The sequence below is a fragment of the Bradyrhizobium sp. 1(2017) genome (genome assembly GCF_011602485.2).
Lineage (GTDB): Bacteria > Pseudomonadota > Alphaproteobacteria > Rhizobiales > Xanthobacteraceae > Bradyrhizobium.
Window position 1 is genome coordinate 5,069,499 of record NZ_CP050022.2, and the last position, 19,046, is coordinate 5,088,544.

Annotated in this window: 17 protein-coding genes, 2 tRNA genes and 1 pseudogene; 8 read left to right on the forward strand and 12 right to left on the reverse strand. The window is 62.4% G+C overall.

Annotated elements, in window-relative coordinates:
* Positions 1-253: 253 nt before the first annotated feature.
* The 8 genes from HAP40_RS24115 to HAP40_RS24150 form a co-directional block, all read right to left on the reverse strand.
* Entirely contained in the window at positions 254-949 is a 696-nt protein-coding gene (locus HAP40_RS24115; protein ID WP_166815395.1) for an ABC transporter ATP-binding protein, read from the reverse strand.
* Positions 949-1,698: an ABC transporter ATP-binding protein gene (locus HAP40_RS24120; protein WP_166815394.1), complete on the reverse strand. Its 750-nt coding sequence runs from the start codon at positions 1,696-1,698 to the stop codon at positions 949-951. The genes HAP40_RS24115 and HAP40_RS24120 overlap by 1 nt, the downstream gene beginning before the upstream one ends.
* Entirely contained in the window at positions 1,695-2,993 is a 1,299-nt protein-coding gene (locus HAP40_RS24125; RefSeq protein WP_166815393.1) for a branched-chain amino acid ABC transporter permease, read from the reverse strand. The genes HAP40_RS24120 and HAP40_RS24125 overlap by 4 nt, the downstream gene beginning before the upstream one ends.
* Entirely contained in the window at positions 2,990-3,937 is a 948-nt protein-coding gene (locus HAP40_RS24130; protein WP_166815392.1) for a branched-chain amino acid ABC transporter permease, read from the reverse strand. The genes HAP40_RS24125 and HAP40_RS24130 overlap by 4 nt, the downstream gene beginning before the upstream one ends.
* Before the next feature lie 115 nt (positions 3,938-4,052).
* Positions 4,053-5,285, reverse strand: a complete 1,233-nt coding sequence (locus HAP40_RS24135) for a branched-chain amino acid ABC transporter substrate-binding protein (RefSeq protein WP_166815391.1) — start codon at positions 5,283-5,285, stop codon at positions 4,053-4,055.
* Between the two features lie 262 nt (positions 5,286-5,547).
* The gene (locus HAP40_RS24140) at positions 5,548-6,771 is read right to left on the reverse strand and encodes a TetR/AcrR family transcriptional regulator (RefSeq protein ID WP_166815390.1); all 1,224 of its coding nucleotides are present in this window, start codon (positions 6,769-6,771) and stop codon (positions 5,548-5,550) included.
* 195 nt (positions 6,772-6,966) lie between these two features.
* Positions 6,967-7,040, reverse strand: a tRNA-Gly gene (locus HAP40_RS24145).
* A gap of 396 nt (positions 7,041-7,436) precedes the next feature.
* The gene (locus tag HAP40_RS24150) at positions 7,437-7,634 is read right to left on the reverse strand and encodes a hypothetical protein (RefSeq protein WP_166815389.1); all 198 of its coding nucleotides are present in this window, start codon (positions 7,632-7,634) and stop codon (positions 7,437-7,439) included.
* Between the two features lie 196 nt (positions 7,635-7,830).
* On the opposite strand from HAP40_RS24150, the gene HAP40_RS24155 reads away from it, so the two are divergent.
* Positions 7,831-8,205, forward strand: a complete 375-nt coding sequence (locus tag HAP40_RS24155) for a YciI family protein (RefSeq protein WP_166815388.1) — start codon at positions 7,831-7,833, stop codon at positions 8,203-8,205.
* Here HAP40_RS24155 and HAP40_RS24160 read toward each other — a convergent pair.
* Complete coding sequence (locus HAP40_RS24160; RefSeq protein WP_166815387.1) at positions 8,172-8,765, reverse strand: TMEM175 family protein; 594 nt, start codon at positions 8,763-8,765, stop codon at positions 8,172-8,174. The genes HAP40_RS24155 and HAP40_RS24160 overlap by 34 nt on opposite strands.
* A 128-nt stretch (positions 8,766-8,893) precedes the next feature.
* Here HAP40_RS24160 and HAP40_RS24165 point away from each other — a divergent pair, with 128 nt between their 5' ends.
* The 3 genes and pseudogenes from HAP40_RS24165 to HAP40_RS24175 all read left to right on the forward strand — a co-directional run bounded on the left by HAP40_RS24165 (position 8,894) and on the right by HAP40_RS24175 (position 13,114).
* Positions 8,894-10,951 (forward strand): ATP-dependent helicase, encoded by a 2,058-nt coding sequence (locus HAP40_RS24165; protein WP_166815386.1) that lies wholly within the window; start codon positions 8,894-8,896, stop codon positions 10,949-10,951.
* Between the two features lie 56 nt (positions 10,952-11,007).
* Positions 11,008-11,987 (forward strand): annotated as a pseudogene (locus tag HAP40_RS24170) (NADPH:quinone oxidoreductase family protein).
* Between the two features lie 95 nt (positions 11,988-12,082).
* Positions 12,083-13,114 (forward strand): LLM class flavin-dependent oxidoreductase, encoded by a 1,032-nt coding sequence (locus HAP40_RS24175; protein WP_166815384.1) that lies wholly within the window; start codon positions 12,083-12,085, stop codon positions 13,112-13,114.
* Between the two features lie 14 nt (positions 13,115-13,128).
* Here HAP40_RS24175 and rlmB read toward each other — a convergent pair whose 3' ends face one another.
* Complete coding sequence (rlmB, locus tag HAP40_RS24180) at positions 13,129-13,971, reverse strand: 23S rRNA (guanosine(2251)-2'-O)-methyltransferase RlmB (protein WP_166815383.1); 843 nt, start codon at positions 13,969-13,971, stop codon at positions 13,129-13,131.
* Between the two features lie 207 nt (positions 13,972-14,178).
* On the opposite strand from rlmB, the gene HAP40_RS24185 reads away from it, so the two are divergent.
* Positions 14,179-14,264 (forward strand) — tRNA-Tyr (locus tag HAP40_RS24185).
* Between the two features lie 207 nt (positions 14,265-14,471).
* On the opposite strand, the gene HAP40_RS24190 is transcribed toward HAP40_RS24185, so the two are convergent.
* Positions 14,472-14,954, reverse strand: a complete 483-nt coding sequence (locus tag HAP40_RS24190) for a hypothetical protein (RefSeq protein ID WP_166815382.1) — start codon at positions 14,952-14,954, stop codon at positions 14,472-14,474.
* Positions 14,955-14,997: 43 nt separating this feature from the next.
* On the reverse strand, positions 14,998-15,480 hold the full coding sequence (locus HAP40_RS24195) for a hypothetical protein (RefSeq protein ID WP_166815381.1): 483 nt from the start codon (positions 15,478-15,480) through the stop codon (positions 14,998-15,000).
* Between the two features lie 331 nt (positions 15,481-15,811).
* Between HAP40_RS24195 and HAP40_RS24200 the strand changes: the two genes are divergently transcribed.
* From HAP40_RS24200 to HAP40_RS24210, 3 genes are all read left to right on the forward strand, one after another.
* A complete protein-coding gene (locus tag HAP40_RS24200; protein ID WP_166815380.1) occupies positions 15,812-16,288 on the forward strand; it encodes a hypothetical protein in 477 nt (158 codons plus the stop codon).
* Between the two features lie 372 nt (positions 16,289-16,660).
* Complete coding sequence (locus tag HAP40_RS24205; protein WP_166815379.1) at positions 16,661-17,929, forward strand: tyrosine-type recombinase/integrase; 1,269 nt, start codon at positions 16,661-16,663, stop codon at positions 17,927-17,929.
* Positions 17,930-18,020: 91 nt separating this feature from the next.
* Positions 18,021-19,022: a hypothetical protein gene (locus tag HAP40_RS24210; RefSeq protein ID WP_166815378.1), complete on the forward strand. Its 1,002-nt coding sequence runs from the start codon at positions 18,021-18,023 to the stop codon at positions 19,020-19,022.
* Positions 19,023-19,046: the final 24 nt, after the last annotated feature.

A 19,046-nucleotide genomic window follows, 5' to 3' on the forward strand; every position in this document is an offset into this window, starting at 1 on the left:
ACCTTTGTTGGTCGCATCACAGTCTCCTACGGTTACAAGGAGAAGTAATTCACTATGACGTTATTTCGTTCCCGTGCGATTAGGCGGACCATGGGCGAGGCGACGAAGACACCAACCAGTGGCGGCGTTGTGTCCCACCGGTGCGGACACCACGCATGAGGTCCCGGCCGCGTTCACGCGCGGAGAACGCCGTCAGGCCGGAGAGCCGCCCAACAACTCGAACGCTGCATTTGACGAGCGGATGCGCGCCGCCTCACACTTCCAGCCATTGCGCCCGAACGTCGCCGTTCGACTTCAGCTGCTCGGGCGTCCCTTCGAAGACCACGCGGCCGTGTCCCATGACGTAGACGCGGTTGGAGATCTTCATCGCAATCGACAGCTTCTGCTCGACGAGGAGAATCGCGACTCCGGCTTGTGCGATGCGCGCAATGAGATCGCCGACTTGCTGGACGATCAACGGGGCAAGACCTTCGGTCGGCTCGTCGATCATGATGAGATCAGGGTCGCCCATCAGGGTCCGGCAGGTCGTGAGCATCTGCTTCTCGCCGCCCGACAGCACCCCTGCGGGCGTGTCGGCCCGCGCGGCGAGATTCGGAAACATGTCGAGCATGTCCTGAAGCTGCCATTTGCCGGGCCGTCGCGTATCCTTGATGCCGAGGAGCAGATTCTGGCGAACCGTCAGACCCGGAAAGATGTCCCGATGCTCCGGCACATAGCCGAGACCGAGACGCGCGATCCTGTGGCTGGGCAGCCCGGCGATGTCCTTGCCCTTGAAGCGGATCGTACCTTGCGGAGCAACCTCGCCCATGATCGCCTTGACCGTGGTCGAACGCCCGACACCGTTGCGGCCAAGCAGGCTCACGACCTCGCCCGCGGCCACGTCGAGGTCGACGCCCTGGAGAATGTGGCTCTTGCCGTAGTAGGCGTGCAGGTCCCTGACCTCGAGCATCAGTGCGCTTCCTCGCCGAGATAGGCTTCCTTGACCTTCGGATCGCGCCGGATCTCTTCCGGCGTGCCCGATGCGATGATGTGGCCGTAGACCAGCACGGAAATGCGATCGGCGAGTCCGAACACGACGCTCATGTCGTGCTCGACGATGACGAGGGTCTTGCCTTCCGTCAGCCGCCGGATCAGCGACACCGCACGATCGGTCTCGGCATGGCTCATGCCGGCGGTCGGCTCGTCCAGCATCACGACGGTGGCACCGCTGGCGATGGTGATCCCGATCTCGAGCTCGCGCTGCTCGGCGTAGGTCAGCAAGCCCGCCGGAACGTCGGACCGATGCGTCAGATGGATGTCGTCGAGGATCTGCGCGGTCCGCTCGCGCACCTCCGGCAGGCTGTCGACGTTCTTCCAGAAGGCGTAACGATGGCCCGTCGCCCACAGCACGGCACAACGGACGTTCTCCCAGACCGACATGCGCGAGAACACATTGGTGACCTGGAACGAGCGCGACAGGCCGCGCCGGTTGATCTCGAACGGCCTGAGCCCGGAGATCACATCGCCATTCAGCCTCACCTCACCCGAGGTCGGCTTGATATGGCCGCTGATCAAGTTGAACGTCGTGGATTTGCCGGCGCCGTTCGGACCGATGATGGCGTGACGTTCACCTTGCGCGACGCTGAGATTGAGATCGCGGATGATGCCGACATTGCCAAAGCGCTTTTCGACAGCGCGGACCTCGATGGCTGCTGTCATGCCAGGTACCCCCGGTCGCGCGCGACCGTCGCCGCACGGTCCCATGCAGCGGCGACTCGCCGCCAGCTCAGGCGCGCGACGAAGAAGCCGCCGAAGACGAGAAACGCCGCGCTCGCCCATGTCACTGCCGAGCCGGGATTGAAGGCAATCCCGAACAGATGGATCGGATTGCTTTGACCGCCATGCGCCCGCGCGATCGATTCGATCGTCAGGATCACGCCGCAAGCCAGCGCTATGGTTGGTACTGCTGCGACCAGGTAGGACGGAAGCAGCGTCAGTAGAGTTCCCGCGCGCGCCAGCGGCCGGTGCATCATGACCAGTCCGGCGATGCCGCCCGGCGACAGCATCACAATCCCGATGAAGATAATGCCGAAATAGAGCTGCCACACGCCGGTAACGCTGGTCAGCCCAAGCTGCAGATAGGTCACGAGGATCGCACCGAGGATCGGGCCAAAGAAGAAGGCAACGCCTCCGATGAAGGTCGAGAACAGCACGAGGCCGGATTGGATCGCGCCGAGATAGGCGGAGTTGGCGATCTCGAAATTGATCGCAGCCAGTCCTCCCGCGACGCCGGCGAAAAATCCGGCAAAGCAGAAGGCGATGTAGCGGACCACGTGGGGATCGTAGCCGATGAACTGAACGCGCTCGGGATTGTCTCGCACCGCGTTGCTGATGCGCCCCAGCGGCGTCCGCGTCAGCGCGTACATCGCAATCGCGGAGATCACCAGCCAGAACGCTATCAGATAATAGACCTGAAGCTGCGGACCGAACGTCCAGCCGAACATTTTCGGCAAAGCCGTGCGGTCGGTCGAGATCCCGGACTCACCGCCGAACACGGAACGCAAGATCAGCGAGGAGGATGCCACCAATTCGGCAATCCCGAGCGAGATCATCGAGAACACGGTGCCGGCCCGCTTTGTCATCACCCAGCCGATGATCATCGCGAAAACGAGACCGCCGAGCCCGCCGAACAGCGGGATGAACGGCAGCGGGATCGGCCAGCCGTGCGAGACCACCGCATTCATCATATGACAGGCCGCGAAGCCGCCAAGGCCGTAATGCACCGCATGGCCGAACGACAACAGTCCGGTCTGGCCGAGCAGGATGTTGTAGGACAGTGCGAAGACGATCGCGATGCCGATCAGGCTGAAGGACGTCAGCGAGCCGCCGGAGGAGAAGATCATCGGGAGCACGATCAGCGCGGCGATGCCGACCAGCCAGACGCCGTAGAAGCGCAGGCCGTCGCCGGCGGGCTTGCCTGCAATCTTCGATGTCGAAGTCGTCGTGGCGTTCATGATTCGCGCGTCCCCAACAGGCCCATGGGGCGTACGATCAGAATGATGACCAGCAGCAGATAGGGCACGATCGGCGCCACCTGCGCGATCGTGACGTTCCAGATGTCGGTGAGCACGGACGGCCCCGCCGACGGATCGAGCGGACCGAAGGCGCTGGCGAGCGAGCCGTTCAGCGCAACCGCAAAGGTCTGCACCAAACCAATGACGAGCGAGGCGATGAAGGCGCCCGGCAAGGAGCCAAGGCCGCCAAACACGATGACCACGAACAGGATCGGCCCCAGCGCCGCTGCCATATCGGACTGCGTCACCAAGGCCGGACCGGCGATCACGCCGGCAATTCCCGCCAGCGCGCTGCCGACGCCGAATACCAGCATGAATATGAGTCCGACATTGTGACCGAGATGCCCGACCATGTGGGGATGCGTCAGCGCGGCCTGAACGATCAGGCCCACCCGCGTGCGCTTGAGCACGATCAGCAAAACGATGAAGATCAGAACCGACACCGCCAGCATGAAGATCTTGTAGGCGGGATAATTGGTCGAGAAGATCGTGAAGGCCGGAAAGTCGAGCAGCGCCGGCACGCGGTAGTCCACGGGGCTCCTGCCCCACATCATCGCCACGATTTCCTCGATCGCGAACGCGAGACCGAAGGTCAGGAGCAGTTCCGCAACATGGCCGTGCTTGTGCGTGTTGCGCAGGCCGTAGCGTTCGACCGCCATGCCGATCGCGCCGACCAGCAGCGGTGCCAGCAGCAGCGCCGGCCAGAAGCCGATCCATTTGGTAAGCTGAAAGCCGAAAAAGGCGCCGAGCATATAGAAGCTGGCATGGGCGAAGTTGAGCACGCCCATCATGCTGAAGATGACAGTCAGGCCGCTCGACAGCAAGAACAACAGCATGCCGAAAAGCAGGCCGTTCAGTGTCGATATAACGATCAGTTCAAGCACTGCATTCACACCCCTGGCCGGGACCGGAAAGGCCTCGGCAAATTCGTCGGCCCTCCATGCGAACCACGATCTTTCCGCGGCCGTCATCGGCCGCGGAAAGGCAAGGCTTTACGGCTTACGGCCGGGTCATCTTGCAGGTGGTGGGGACCATCGTCTTGGATGTATCGACCTTGGAAACCAAGTGCCATCCCCAGCCGGTGCCTTCCTCGTCGAAGGGCTCGTTTGCAGCGAGCTTGCCGAACGAGGAGATGTAGATCGGCTGGAAGAACTGGTGATCATCCTTGCGCATGACGCCCTCTCCACCATCCAGCACCTCGAATTTGAGATCCTCAAGGGCAGCGGCGACCTTCGCGGGGTCAAGCGAGTTGGCCTTCTCGGCAGCGGCCTTGAACATGCGCATCTCGTTGACCGCGCGCGGATACCACAGCGACATATTGACCTTGGCGCGGAAAGCCTTCTCGAAGTCCATCGCGGACTGGTGGCCCGAATTGGCAAAGCCCTCCGTGATCTGGAACACCTGATGGTCGAGACCGGTCTGCTTGATCGCGGTCGGGCCGCCGGCGCCGCCGGCGTAATAGGTGTACCAATTGACCTTCAGGCCAGCATCGGCAGCTGCCTTGAGCAGCAGTGCGATGTCCTGTCCCCAATTGCCGGTAACGACGCTATCGGCGCCTGAAGCCTTGATCTTCGCGATGTAAGGCGAGAAGTCGGTGATCTTCAGCAGTGGATGCAGTTCGTCGCCGACGATCTGGATGTCTGGCCGCTTGGCGCCCAGCATCTTGCGCGCATCGGCGCGCACCGACTGGCCGAAGGAGTAGTCCTGGTTGATCAAGTACACTTTCTTGATCGCGGGGACATCTTTCATATAGCTGGTGAGCGCTTCCATCTTGATGTCCGAGCTGGCATCCCAGCGGAAATGCCAGTAGCTGCACTTTTCATTGGTCAGGCTCGGATCGACAGCGGCATAGTTGAAGTAAAGGACTTCCTTGCCGGGATTGCGCGTGTTGTTCTTGCTGACGAAATCGGACAGCGCGGCGGCCACTGACGAGCCGTTGCCTTGCGTGATGTAGCGGGCACCGGCGTCGATCGCCTTCTGCGCCTGCACCAGGCTTTCCTGCGGATTGGTCTTGTTGTCGAGGGGAAGAATCTCGATCTTGCGGCCCAGGATGCCGCCCTTGGCGTTGATCTCGTCGGCCAAATACTGGAACGTCTTCAAGCCGCCTTCACCGACGCTGGCGCCGCCGCCGGACAGTGGATCGATGTAGCCGATCTTGATGGTTTCCTGCGCGAATGCCGCTCCTCCGAACACCGTCAGCGCTGCCGCCGCAGCAATTACGAGCTTGTGCATCCTGACCTTCTCCCTTTGCATGTTCTTGTTCCTTGGCGATCGAAGCTGATTCAGAACGTCGGTCGCGCCACCTTCGCTATACCAATATTGAATACTGTGTAAAGTTTTGGTGCAAGCCGTATTCCGCGATTGAACACGAAGATTGTCGCACCCCGGAAATTGAAATCGAGGTCAACTTTCGACGGCCCAGATGACCTTGGCGTACATCGACCTCCCCGGGTGCGATAGAGGGCGCGGAAATCCGGAACTCGGAATCTTCGCTTTAGGCGCGACGACGCGGCTTGAGGCCGCCGAGGAACAGCCGCGAAAAATGATCGGCAATCTGCATCGGTGACCAGCCCCGCACATCTCTGAACCAGATCGGGTACCAATGGCTCATACCAGTCAGAACACGTTCTGCGAAGTAGGTGTCGACGCTGCGGAAAAGTCCCTCGTCGATCCAGCGCTGATGGTTGTTCTGGTCCTGCCCGATGGTTGCGAGCACCTGCTTGACAAAGTGCTTCCGGTCAACGTCGCCGAGATAGTTGATGTTATGATAGGTCGCCTTGGGGCCGCAGGGGGTGTCGTGCAGCATCAACAACAGACGCACGCGCTGAACCATATGGTCGAACGCTCCAAGCTCCAGATCTTGCAGATGTTCCCGGATTCCTATCTCGCCAGCGAGTCCCCTTCGCAGGCAAGCCAGTAAGAGGCTCTCCTTTTCGCTGAAGTGATAGTAGATGCCGGCGCGGGTCATGCCAGCATCCGCCGCGATGCTCTCGAGAGACGTGCCGGACGCCCCCCTTCGATTGAAACTATCCGAGGCAATCGAGAGCATCCTGTCCAGCTTTGCGGCGCGCTTGTTCAGTTTCGCGCGCGCCTGGAGAAAGGGTGCGAGGCTCGGCGGTTCAGGCATGTCCGGCAAAGCAATCTCACGCCGGTAAACCCCATGCGCGATGATGTCATCGATCGCATCAATCGCCTGCTGGCGTGTGTAATAGTCGCGCTCGGAGAGCCAGAACGGAACCCAGTCCAGGATGGAGATGAGGGCGACGGCCGTGAGAAGCGGCTCGTCGCAGGCGATCGAGCCGTCAGCCACGCCTCGTTTCAGAATTTCGGCCAGCAGCGCGGCATTCTGCCAGCGCCTGGCATGGACATCATTGCTGTAAGACGCGGCCAGCGCATCGATATCGGTGAACAGGATCATGCGCTGGCGTTCAGGCCGCAGCCGGGCACGTATGAAGCGTCTGACGACCTCGAGCCCGTCGATGCCGGGCTCAGCGGCGGTCTCGATTTCGTGTCTGTAGATGGCAAGGCCGCGCAGGTAGCAGTGGAAGATCAGCTCGTCCTTGTCGCGGAAATAGTGGTACAGCGCTCCCGGCACCGCTCGAACTGACGCTGCGACCTGCTCCATCGTCACGTTCGCATAGCTGTGGCGGGCAAATAGCTTGGAAGCTGACACGAGGATTTCTTCAGCTCGGTCCGACAGGGCGGCGGGGACTTGCAAGCTCGAATATCCTTCCTGATCGTGGACGGATTCATCCGCGTGAGATGTCCACCACCCGACGCCGGGGTATTGTTACTATCAGATCGGGAGTTCGGCCAGTATGGCCTGAGGGGGCGTGGCCTGTTCGCTGAAAGCACCGGCAAACGCGACGTATCGGAATGAAACGTCCTCGATACGCCAAGCCGTTGAAGGCAATGGAGCGGGTGAAGGGAATCGAACCCTCGTATTCAGCTTGGAAGGCTGCTGCTCTACCATTGAGCTACACCCGCGTAAGCCGCTCCCTAACACGGCCGGACGGCGGTCTCAACTGCCGCGACGACGGCCTTTTCGGCAGCTTGGCGGCCTGACGAACAGGCCCAGGTTCCGGCCGATCGGCCTCCCCTTAACAGCGGCGGCCTTACAGCCTATATTGAAATCTCCCGAAACCAACGAAAGGAGGTGATCCAGTGTCTTTTACCAAGCGCTGTCACCTCGCTGGGATCGCCCGCTAAGCTCTCGATAAAGGCTTGGCATCGGGGCGCTCTCAGCCCTGGACCAGCGAGCAAGAAATCGGGCGCGACGGGGCCTCCCCGCCGCGCCTTTTTCTTTTTGGATTTGCCGTGATCGGAAGGCTGGCGACGGCTCGCCGGCTCAGTTCGTGCGAGACGATTTTTCCGGATCATGCTCTAGAAGCCGAAGATGCCGAACGCGCGCGGGCGCTTGCCGCGCCGGCTCTCCACGATCCGCTCGCCGCCGTTCTCGGCCGAGCTGCCGTAATAGCGGTGATGGCCGGTCTGGTCGTGCAGATCGGCCGGCTCGGATTGCCCCGCCCGCCGTGCGTCGCAGATGATCTTGCAAACGGTCTTGATGGTGTGACCCGACATTGCCGCCTCCAGCGGAAATCTTGTTGTTGTGGTCATCAGTCGCGACCGGTTCCGGCGGCGTTCACACGGCAAGGCCGCAATCGGGTTTCCGGACGGTTTCGTCGCTTGCCGGCCGTGCAATATTTTGCTTTCCGGATTGTCGGCACGAACCGCCGTGCTACGTCCTTGGGACCTGCGCAGAAGAAACGAGGTGCCGATGCTCTACGCCATCCTGGCCTACCATGTGGAAGACGAGGTCATGTCCTGGACGCCTGAACAGGACGCTGCGGTCGTCGCCAAAGTCATCGAGGTTCAGGCGCCCCTGAGGGCCAGTGGACAGTTCGGACCGGCTGCCCGCCTGGATGAGACCCGAAAGGCCCGTACCTTGCGCGGCCCCGGCGCGGGCATGGTGTTGGACGGCCCGTTTGCCGAGACCAAGGAGCAGCTTCTGGGCTTCCACCTGATGGAATGCGCCACCGAGGAGGAGGCCATCGCGGCCGCGCAGAAGCTGCGTGCGGTCAATCCGACCGCGGTCTACGAGATCCGCCCGGTCAAGCTTTACGTGCCGGCCGATGGGTTCGGCGCGACGTAGAAGCGCTGGATCAGGAGCCCCCCGAAGGCGATGAACCACACGAAGGGCGCGATATGCGGTGCAAACGCCGCAACGATCGTGCCCGGGATGAACACGACAAGCGGAAACATCGACGCCATGATCTCGTGGCGCCAGCCGCGCAGGATGATCCACCACAGCCAGGCATTGAGGCCGGCGATCGTGGTCAGGTGCAGGCCATAGAGCACCGCGACCGCGCTGCTCGTGCCGTAATTGGTGTAGAGGCCGTTGGTGACCGGCAGCAGCACGATCGAGAGCAGGAAGAACAGGTTGAGGACGACCATGCCGCGGCTGCCGACGGGCTGGCGTGCCAGCCGGCGGTGATGGCTGATCCAGAACACCCCGGCAATGATGAAACTGAGCGCAAAGCCGGCAAGCTTGCCGGAATAGACCCGGGCGAGATCGTGCCAGTCGGGCGCGGTGGTGAAGACCGCGGCCTTGGGCAGGTCATAGGCCAGCAGCGTCATGGCGACGCCAAAAATGGTGTTGCTGAGCGATTCCAGCCGCCGCATCTCGAACTGGTCAGGCCTGAGCTCGGTCATGTCGCGCGCACTCTTCGGGCTGGAACTTCGGGCCGCCTTTTCCCCCTAAATCCTAAACCCGGCTTCGTCCAGCTGCATTGCGATTCGCGACGGGATCGCCGACTCTCAACCTTTCACCGGGGCGATTCGTGGCGACATATCTGGACACGCTCAATGCGGAGCAGCGCCGCGCCGTCGAGCATGGCGTGGCCGAAGGGGCGACCGTGGGCGCCCCCCTGCTCGTCATTGCCGGTGCCGGCTCCGGCAAGACCAACACCCTCGCCCACCGCGTCGCGCATCTGATCGTCGCCAACGCCGATCCGCGCCGCATCCTCCTGATGACGTTCTCGCGCCGCGCGGCAGCCGAGATGGCCGGCCGGGTGGAACGGATCGCCCGCAAGGTGCTGGGCGAGAACAACGCCGCGATCATGCGCGATGCGCTGAGCTGGGCCGGCACTTTCCACGGCATCGGCGCACGCCTCTTGCGCGAATATGCCGAACGGATCGGCGTCGATCCCGCCTTCACCATCCACGACCGCGAGGATTCCGCCGACCTGATGAATCTGGTCCGGCACGAGCGCGGCCTGTCGAAGACCGAGAGCCGCTTTCCGGCCAAGGGCACGTGCCTGTCGATCTACTCGCGCTGCGTCAACGCCGAGATGGAGATCGAGAAGGTGCTCGGCCAACACTATCCCTGGTGCGCGGGATGGGCCGCCGAGCTTAAGGGCCTGTTCGCGGCCTATGTCGAGGCCAAGCAGGCCCAGCACGTGCTCGATTACGACGACCTTCTGCTCTACTGGTCGCAGATGATGGGCGACGGGCTGATCGCCGACGAGATCGGCGGCCGCTTCGATCACGTGCTGGTCGACGAATACCAGGACACCAACCGCCTGCAATCCTCGATCCTCCTGGCGCTGAAGCCCGACGGCCGCGGCCTCACCGTGGTCGGCGACGACGCCCAGTCGATCTATTCGTTCCGCGCCGCCACCGTGCGCAATATCCTGGATTTCCCGCAGAGCTTCTCGCCCCGCGCCGAGATGATCACGCTCGACCGCAATTACCGCTCGACGCAAGCGGTGCTGGCGGCCGCCAACGGCGTCATTGGTCTTGCGCGCGAGCGCTTCACGAAAAACCTCTGGACCGACCGCACCTCCTCGCACAAGCCGCAGCTCGTCACCGTGCACGACGAGGCCGACCAGGCCCGCTACATCGTCGAGGAAGTGCTGGCCAACCGCGAGCAAGGCGCGCTCTTGAAGCACCAGGCGGTGCTGTTCCGCACGTCCTCGCATTCGGGTCCGCTGGAGATCGAGCTGACCCGCCGCAACATCCCTTTCGTCAAGTTCGGCGGACTGAAATTCCTCGACGCCGCGCACGTCAAGGACGTGCTGGCGCTGTTGCGCTTCGCCGAGAATCCGCGCGACCGCGTCGCCGGCTTCCGTATCCTGCACCTGTTGCCGGGCATCGGACCCGCAACGGCGCAGCGCGTGCTCGACCATATGGCCGAAAGCACCGATCCGCTCAACGCACTCGGCCAGCTTCCGGTGCCCGCACGCACCGGCACTGATTGGACCGACTTCGTCCGCACGACCCAGAATCTGCGCTATTCGGAATGGCCGGCCGACCTGGAACGCGTGCGTCTCTGGTACGAGCCGCATCTCGATCGCATCCACGAGGATTCCGAGACGCGCCGCGCCGATCTGATGCAGCTCGAGCAGATCGCCAGCGGCTATTCCTCGCGCGAGAAATTCCTGACCGAGCTCACGCTCGATCCGCCGGATGCGACCAGCGACAAGTCCGGCCCGCCCTTGCGCGACGAGGACTACCTGATCCTCTCCACCATCCACTCCGCCAAGGGCCAGGAGTGGAAGTCGGTGTTCGTGCTCAACGTCGTCGATGGCTGCATGCCGTCCGATCTCGGCGCCGGCACCAGCGCCGAGATCGAAGAGGAGCGCCGCCTGCTCTACGTCGCGATGACGCGCGCCAAGGACGATCTCCATCTCGTCGTTCCCCAGCGCTTCTTCGTCCACGGCCAGGCCGCCAAGGGCGACCGCCACGTCTACGCCTCGCGCACCCGCTTCATCCCGGAGCAACTGGTCTATCTGTTCGAGCGCACCGCCTGGCCGAAGGCCGCAGCCGCCGGGGCGCGCACCGCCGCGCAGGGCCCGAAGATCGACATCGGGGCGCGGATGCGCGGGATGTGGCGGTAGACACTGGAGGCCAGTCTGCGGACCTGTCAGGATAGCTTGAAGAACCGAGGTCCGACATGAAAGCCGTCGTCGTCGAGCGATATGCCCCTATCGATCAGATCGATTTGAAGGAGGTTGCATCTCCCCGCGCAGAGCCCGGGCAGCTGCGCATCAAAATCGAGGCTGCCGGGATCGGCTTCGTCGACGGCTTGAAGATCGAGGGACGCTATCAGACCAAGGATCCCCTGCCCTTCATTCCCGGGACGGAGTTCGCGGGGTGGTGGCGGACGCGCCCGGCGCACCGGGCAGCTACCGAGCCGGCATGCGCGTGATGGGCATGACGCGGTCGGGCGCCCTCGCCGAAGAGATCGTCGTCAATCCTGAAGCGGTCCATCCGCTGCCCGACGGCGTCGCGCCCGAAGTCGCAGCGTCGTTTCGCGCCAATTATCTGACTGCGCTCTACGCGCTGAGCGCGCGCGCCTCGCTGGTCGCAGGCGAACAGCTTCTGGTGCTGGGTGCGTCCGGCGGCACCGGAATTGCGGCCGTCCAGATCGGCAAGCTGCTCGGCGGGCGCGTCATCGCGGCAGCGTCGACGCCGGACAAGCGCGAGTTTGCGCGCGCGCACGGCGCCGATGCGGTGATCGACTACACGCAGGCCGGCTGGCGCGACGAGTTCAAGGCATTGACCAACGGGCACGGTGCCGACGTGATCTTCGATCCTGTCGGAGGCGAGATCTCGGTGCAGGCCTTTCGATCCATCGCCTGGCGCGGACGCCACCTCGTGGTCGGCTTTGCTGCAGGCTCCATCCCCGCACTACCGTTCAATCTGCCGCTTCTGAAAGGCGGCGCCCTGCTCGGCGTCGACCTCGCACAGATTCCCGTGCGCGAGCCCGACGTGCAGAAGCGCCTGATGTCGGAGTTGACGAGCTGGCTCGCCGACGGCCGGCTGAAGCCCGTGGTCGGCCACGTCTTCGCGCTGGAGGATTTTCGCGAGGCGTTCAGGACGATGCAGACGCGCGCTGCGCTCGGCAAGGTGGTCGTGCGCATGGCGCGGTAGAATCCAGAAACGGAAACCGAGCATTTCCGAAAGCCGCCTTGTTGGACGGCGGCAATCCCCTAGATCTGGCGGATCATCCCACAGAGACATGATCGATGAACGCACCGCTCGAATTCGGACTGGATACCTTTGGCGACGTCACCAGGGACGCCTCCGGCGCGATGCTTCCCCATGCGCAGGTGATCCGCAACGTGGTGGACGAAGCCGTGCTGGCCGACGAGCTCGGCCTCGATTTCATCGGCCTCGGCGAGCATCACCGCGGAGATTTCGCGATCTCCTCGCCCGAAACAGCGCTCGCGGCCATCGCGGCGCGCACCAAACGGATCCATCTCGGGTCCGCCGTGACGGTGCTGAGCTCGGACGATCCCATCCGCGTCTTCCAGCGCTTCGCCACGCTGGATGCGCTCTCAAACGGGCGTGCCGAGGTGATCCTCGGCCGCGGCTCGTTCACCGAATCCTTTCCGCTGTTCGGTTTCGACCTTCGCAAATACGAAGAGCTGTTCGAGGAGAAGCTCGACCTGTTCGCCGCCCTGCTGCCGCAGAAGCCGGTGAGCTGGGAAGGCAAGCTGCGTCCGCCGCTGCGGGATCAGCTGGTCTATCCGCCGGTCGAGACCGGCACGCTGAAAACCTGGATCGGCGTCGGCGGCAGCCCGCAATCGGTGGTGCGCGCCGCGCATTACGACCTGCCCCTGATGCTCGCGATCATCGGCGGCGATCCCGCGCGCTTTGCCCCTTACGTCGATCTCTATCACCGCGCGTTCAAGGAGTTTGGCCGCACCGTGCAGCCGATCGGCGTACATTCGCCCGGCTATGTCGCCGAGACCGACGCACAGGCCCGCGAAGAGCTGTGGCCCGACTACAAGGCCATGCGCGACCGTATCGGCAAGGAACGCGGCTGGCCGCCGATGGGCCGCGACGAGTTCGCGAGCGAGGCCGAGCACGGCTCGCTCTATGTCGGTTCGCCCGAGACCGTCGCACGCAAGATCGCCAAGACGGCCAAGGCGCTCGGCATCTCGCGCTTCCAGCTGAAATATTCAGCAGGCCCCTTGCCGCATGAGAAGCTGATGCGGAGCATCGAGCTCTATGGGCGCAAGGTGATGCCGATGGTGCGGGAGATGCTGGGGTAACGTCTGCCTTCGCCCTACGACGTCGCGCCGGGCTTCATCAGCCCGAGCCGGCTCGCGCCCACATAGAGCGAGAGCACGGCGGCGTTGGAGACGTTCAGACTCTTGATCTCGCCGGGCATGTCGAGCCGCGCCACGACGCTGCAGGTCTCGCGGGTCAATTGCCGCAGGCCCTTGCCTTCGGCGCCGAGCACCAGCGCAAGCGGCTCACGCAGCGCGACGTCGCCGAGGTCCTCGCTGCCCTCGCTGTCGAGCCCGACGGTCTGGAAGCCGCGCTCGTTCAGCGCAGTGAGCGCGCGGGCGAGGTTTTGCACGGTGATGACAGGCACGAGCTCGAGCGCACCGGAGGCGGCCTTCGCGAGCACGCCGGTCGCTTCCGGGCTGTGGCGCGCGGTGGTGACGATCGCCTTCACCGCGAACGCCGCGGCCGAGCGCAGAATCGCCCCCACATTGTGCGGATCGGTGATCTGGTCGAGCACCAGCACCATGCCTTCCTGCTTCAAGGTCTCGATGTCGGGCGACGGCAGAGGATCGGCCTCCGCGAGCAGGCCCTGATGCACGGCGTCCGGCGACAGCAGACGGTCGATTTCCTGGGGCCGGACGATCTCGGGGGCGATGCGGGTTGCGATGTTTTCTTCCGCGAGCCGCCTTGCGGCGTTCTCGGTCAGCGTCAGCTTGCGGATCCGCCGCTGCGGGTTGGCGAGCGCCATCGTGACGGTATGCCAGCCATAGAGGATGACAGGGCCGTCGGATCCCGAATCACGCTCGCGCCAGGCCGGACGGCCGGCCGATTTCCCGGGCCTGTTGAAGGGCTTAGCCCCGCCGCGCGCCCCCTTGGGGCCGAATTTTCGATCCTTCATGGGCCCGCTTGTGTCATGGGCGCCGGAATATGGCAATTTGGGTGGCTTGGGAGGCGATTTTAGCAGTTCGCCTCGGTTGACTTTGCCCCACTGCTTCGCCCATAAACGCGCCCGGTCGCGCCCCGATCCGGGTTGTCGCGGCCTTCACGTTCCATGGCCGTCTTCGGTCCGCCGGCAAGGTCCGGCCCGATTGTGCTGCCGTCGAGCGGGGGAGTGTCCCGAGTGGCAAAGGGAGCTGACTGTAAATCAGCCGCCTCATGGCTTCGCAGGTTCGAGTCCTGCCTCCCCCACCAGCCTTCGCTCGCTTCGCGAGCTTCGGCTTGGCAAGCCAGCTCAGAACATCACCGTGCGAAGCGAACGAGGGCTGCCACGCCGTAGCCGGCAGGCGTAGGCGGGCTGTCGGCTAAAGCGTTTCCGATCGCCACTACGCTCACGCCAAAAAGCAAAACGCCCGTCCGCATCACGCGAACGGGCGTCTCGTCGGCTCGACCGATCAGAGATCAGTAGTAGCGGCGCAACGCGCGGTGACCGCCGTAATACGGCGCGTGGCGGTGGGCATAGCCGTAGCGCGGACCGTAGCCGTAGTGCACGCGCGGCAGATAGCCATAGCGCGGGCCGTAGCCGTAGCGATACGGACGGTAGTACGGGCGGGGAGCCACGGCGGCGCGATAGCCATAGCCGTAGCCGTAATTGGCGGGTGCGACGACCGCGTCTTCACGATAGGTCGGATACGGCGCGAAGGCGCCCGGCCCAGTGTAGGTCGGCCCCTGGTTGACGTAGTAATACTGCGTGGCCGGATCGGCGAGACGCTCATAAGCGCCATAGCCATAACCGTAGCCATAGCCATAACCGCAGCCGGTGTTGCAGCCGGAATAGACGGGCGCGACCGGCGCGCACGTGGTGTAGCCGCACGCCGCGGCGGGCGCGGTAGCGGCGAACATCACGGCAGCGGCCGCGACCAGTCCCGAAATCATCTGACGCATTACTCTCTCCTGTTGATTTCCGTTTTTTGGATTTTCACGTTTCTCAACCCGGCGGCCTGCCGGGTATCTCTGTGCGCGGCCGCGGTCGCGGAGGCCGCGGACGCTCGTTGATCTCCGGCGCGTAGATCACCGGCGGCGGATCGACGGGCACGTCCATCTGCGGCGGCAAGGGCGCGGACGATGCGCCCCAGCTCTGATGATAGCTCTCGGCGGGCTTCGGCAATTTGCGGTTCGCAGGCGGCTCGACCTCGAGCCGGCCGTAGCCGGGCCGCAGGCCGAGCGTCGGATAATAGTGGCCGACGTCGTCGGGCTGCCGCTCGGCGATGTAGCGTCCGCCATAGATCGTGGGCTGCACCTGCTGGTTCTTGCCCAGGCCCCAGGTGCCTTCGACCACGGCGTAGGACGCGTCGATGTTGTTGATGATGATCGGCACGCCGGGACGGCCGGGAACGACGATATCGAAGCCGCCGGCAAACGCCGTCGCAGGCAGTCCGATCAGGAAGGCGGCAAGCGCCACGGCGCGCATGAGGAGACCCCGGTTATCCGGCGACAACCTATCCGAACGCGGCACAGAGAGGGTTAAGGCCTGCTCACCAATTTCCGGTAAGCCTAACACGGAAGGATTCCATGCCCCTCAAATGCCGCAACGCGCACTAGCGAAGCGTTAACGAGGTGTACGCGGCCTGGCCATGGCGAGGACCTCGCGTTCGGGCGGGCCGGTCGGGTTGGTTGCTGGGCACGAAGTGCACATCCTCCGCGGGCTCACGTCGATGTGACCCCGCTCAGACGAAACGAAGGAACGACTCCGCGTTTGCCGCGCTTAGCCACCCGTTGCCAATCAACGTGGAGGAAACGCCATGACGAGCCTCAAACTGATCGGCGCGGTCGCGATCGCTGCATCCGCGCTGGCGGGCCCCGCAATGGGTCAATCAGCCATCACCAATCCCGCCGCTTGCGAATCCATGTTTGCCAGCGCCAATTGTCTGAATGCGGGTGCCGGCAGCCCCTACGCCACCAGCCGCCAAGAGCGACAAAACCGGCGGGCGGCCTATCGCCAGCAGAACCGCTATGACAGCGGCTTCTGGCCGGTCAACACCGCGGGCGCAGTTGCCGGCGCCGCGGTCGGCACCGCAGCAGCCGTTGCAGCGGCGCCGTTCCGCGGCTGGAGCAATTCCTACGCCTATGACACCTCCGGCGGCTATGGCGGCGGCTACAACCGCGGCCAAACGGGTTGGTACGGCAATTGGGATACTTACGCGGCCCGCAACGGCATCGTTTGCCGCCCCGGCACCTGGTACAAGGGCGCGGACGGCCTCCAGCATATCTGCCAATAAGGCGCCACAAGTCTGCTGAAGCGGAACAGGCGGCCCACGAGGCCGCCTGTTCCGTGTCCGCGATACGTCGCGGGTTCTGGCACTTTCCACCCAAGTCTGATATTGCGGCGCGCACAGGCGGACGGCCCCGGCGCATACCGAGCCCTGCCGTGTTTCCAGCGTCGCCGGCTTAGCTCAGCGGTAGAGCAGCGGTTTTGTAATTAGAATTCGGCGAATTTGGTTCGGTTTGGCTCGGTCTAATTGCGGTGACTTTAGCGGTTAAATTGCTGTTGATTCAGTAGTTTATGATTCCGTTGGGCATCGGTTCGTGTATGGTTCGGTCTGCCACGATAAGGCCGCCGGAATTACCCGGCCGGTTACCCGGACAAACCGATGCTCCCCGCACAGCACAAGCGCGCCGCCGCGTTCATCAAGAATTTGAAGACTACCGATGCACGTCAGGAAGTGCCTGACGACGCGGTGAGCGGCCTCTACCTCATTGTGCAGCCGTCTGGAGCGTTGTCCTGGGCCGTTCGGACCAAGCTGGACGGCAAGGCCGCCAAAGTCACCCTAGGCCGCTATGACGAGGAAGGCTCCGGCCTAGAGCGGATCGAGCGGCCATCTAGCAAGCAAGTCCTCAACATCACCGAGGCGCGGGCATTGGCCGAACGCGTGAAAAAAGATGCAAAGCGCGGGCATGATCCACGCCAATCGAAAACCGAGCGCTTTAGCCTCGAATATTGGCTAGATGAATTCATCAAAGCCGCCCGCTCAACCGGGTTCAAAGGGCGTCCCGTCAAAGCATCCACAGCCGACGAATACGAACGCATCATCGAAACGGACATCAAGCCGAACTGGAAGCATATCAGCGACATTCGAACGATCGATGATCGCGACGTTAAAAAGCTGATCGACAAGCTAACGCCCGGCGCGCGACGAAACGCATTCGCTCTGCTGTCAACCTTCTTTCGATGGAAAGCCGTCATTCGCACCATCGGCAAAAACGTGATCGAACTCGCGGACGTCCCTCCTAAACCACAAAGCCGCGACCGCGTTCTTTCTCACGACGAAATCAAAGCTGTGTGGAACGCCGCAACGGCCTGTGACTATCCATTTGGGGCATTGGTCAAATTGCTCTTGTTGACGGGTCAACGACGCGACGAAATCGCGAACCTGAAGTGGTCCGAACTGTCTGAAACGTTTGATACGATCACGTTTGAAGGATCGCGCACGAAGAACGGTCGCGCCCACATTGTCCCGCTTCCGCAACTGGCAACCGCGATTATCAAGACGCTACCGCGAGTGGCAATCTCACCTGACAAGATGTCAGACTACGTATTCACAACGATCGGCACCACGCCATTCAGCGGCTTCTCTAACGGAAAGATTGCCCTCGAAAAGCATTGCAAACCTGCATTGCCAGATTGGCACCTGCATGATTTGCGTCGGACCGTTTCAACCGAACTCGCAAAACTACGCGTAACGCAGGAAGTGACGGAAGCGATATTGAACCACAAATCAGGCAAAGTCAGCGGCGTAGCAGCGATCTACAATCGTTACGAATACGCCGATGAAAAGCGCGAAGCCTTGAAGCTGTGGGCGGATCGGTTGCAGGAAATCGTCACTGATCGGCCGCGTCCAAAGTTGGTCGTGAGCCAGTAACGCGCCTTTGCGCATGGTTCAATAAGGCAGCACCGATTCCCAATCGAAGATCGCTATTGATTGCAACCTTCAACGAGGGCACCTCACCGCAATGAAAGTCTTCGAGTTGACAGATAGAGCTGTCCTAGAAAGCAGCATAGCCAATAAGAGATGCTTTGCATGCGGCGGAGCACCGAGCACCGGCATAGGTGAGCACGTAATCCCAAAATGGCTTCAGACCCAATGCAATCTGTTTGACAAGCGACTGACGCTCTTGAACGGAACATCTATTCCATATCGAAAATTGACCGTTCCGTGCTGCGTTGACTGCAATACTGGGTTCTTATCGACGATTGAAGCCGGCGTTCAACCGATCTTTCATCGCGGCAGCATATCTTCTGACGAGGAGAAGCTTACTCTAGGCCGCTGGCTTTCCAAAATTTTGATTGGAATTCTAGTCAAAGAGACCAGCCTCTTGCTCGACCGGTCAAAACCAAGCAGCAGTACAATCGTTCCCCCTAGCTTCATCGACGAGCTCCAGCATTGTCATTTTGTAATGCAGAGCGCAAGAAAGCCCACATCCTTCAGGTGCATCCACAGTGAATATCCTTTCTCGCTCTATGCCTACACAGTGTCAAATCCCCGAAACAACGCCGAGTTTGATCTCTCAACAAATCTCGCCGGACAGTCGGTTTCTATCAGGATTGGTCAGCTAGGCGTCATATTCATCAACGACGGCGGGTTCCAAATGGAAGTTGGTCCGACGGGACCATTCGGCCTCTTGGGCGCTGAGCTGTCCAGAACACAATTCAGAGAGATATCAGCTCGCGTCCACTACAAAGCCGCGCTCAGAGACGCGACGCACTCCTACTTGACGTTCGAAAGCGACGAATCAATCCAGATTGAACAACTGAACGTTCGGTCCTTTTCAGGATATCTGCCGGGCAGCAACGAACTCCAGATATTCCGCGATTGGAATGAAACCGAACTAAGCTATGCCATGTCGGGATACATGGCCGTTGATCGCTCGATCGTATTCGACGAAGCAGCTCAGGTGTGCCGAACATCGCTCATCGATCAACAAGGCAAGCTAATCGCTGAACCCAAGCCGTAGATCTCCCACGCCTTTGTCAGAACG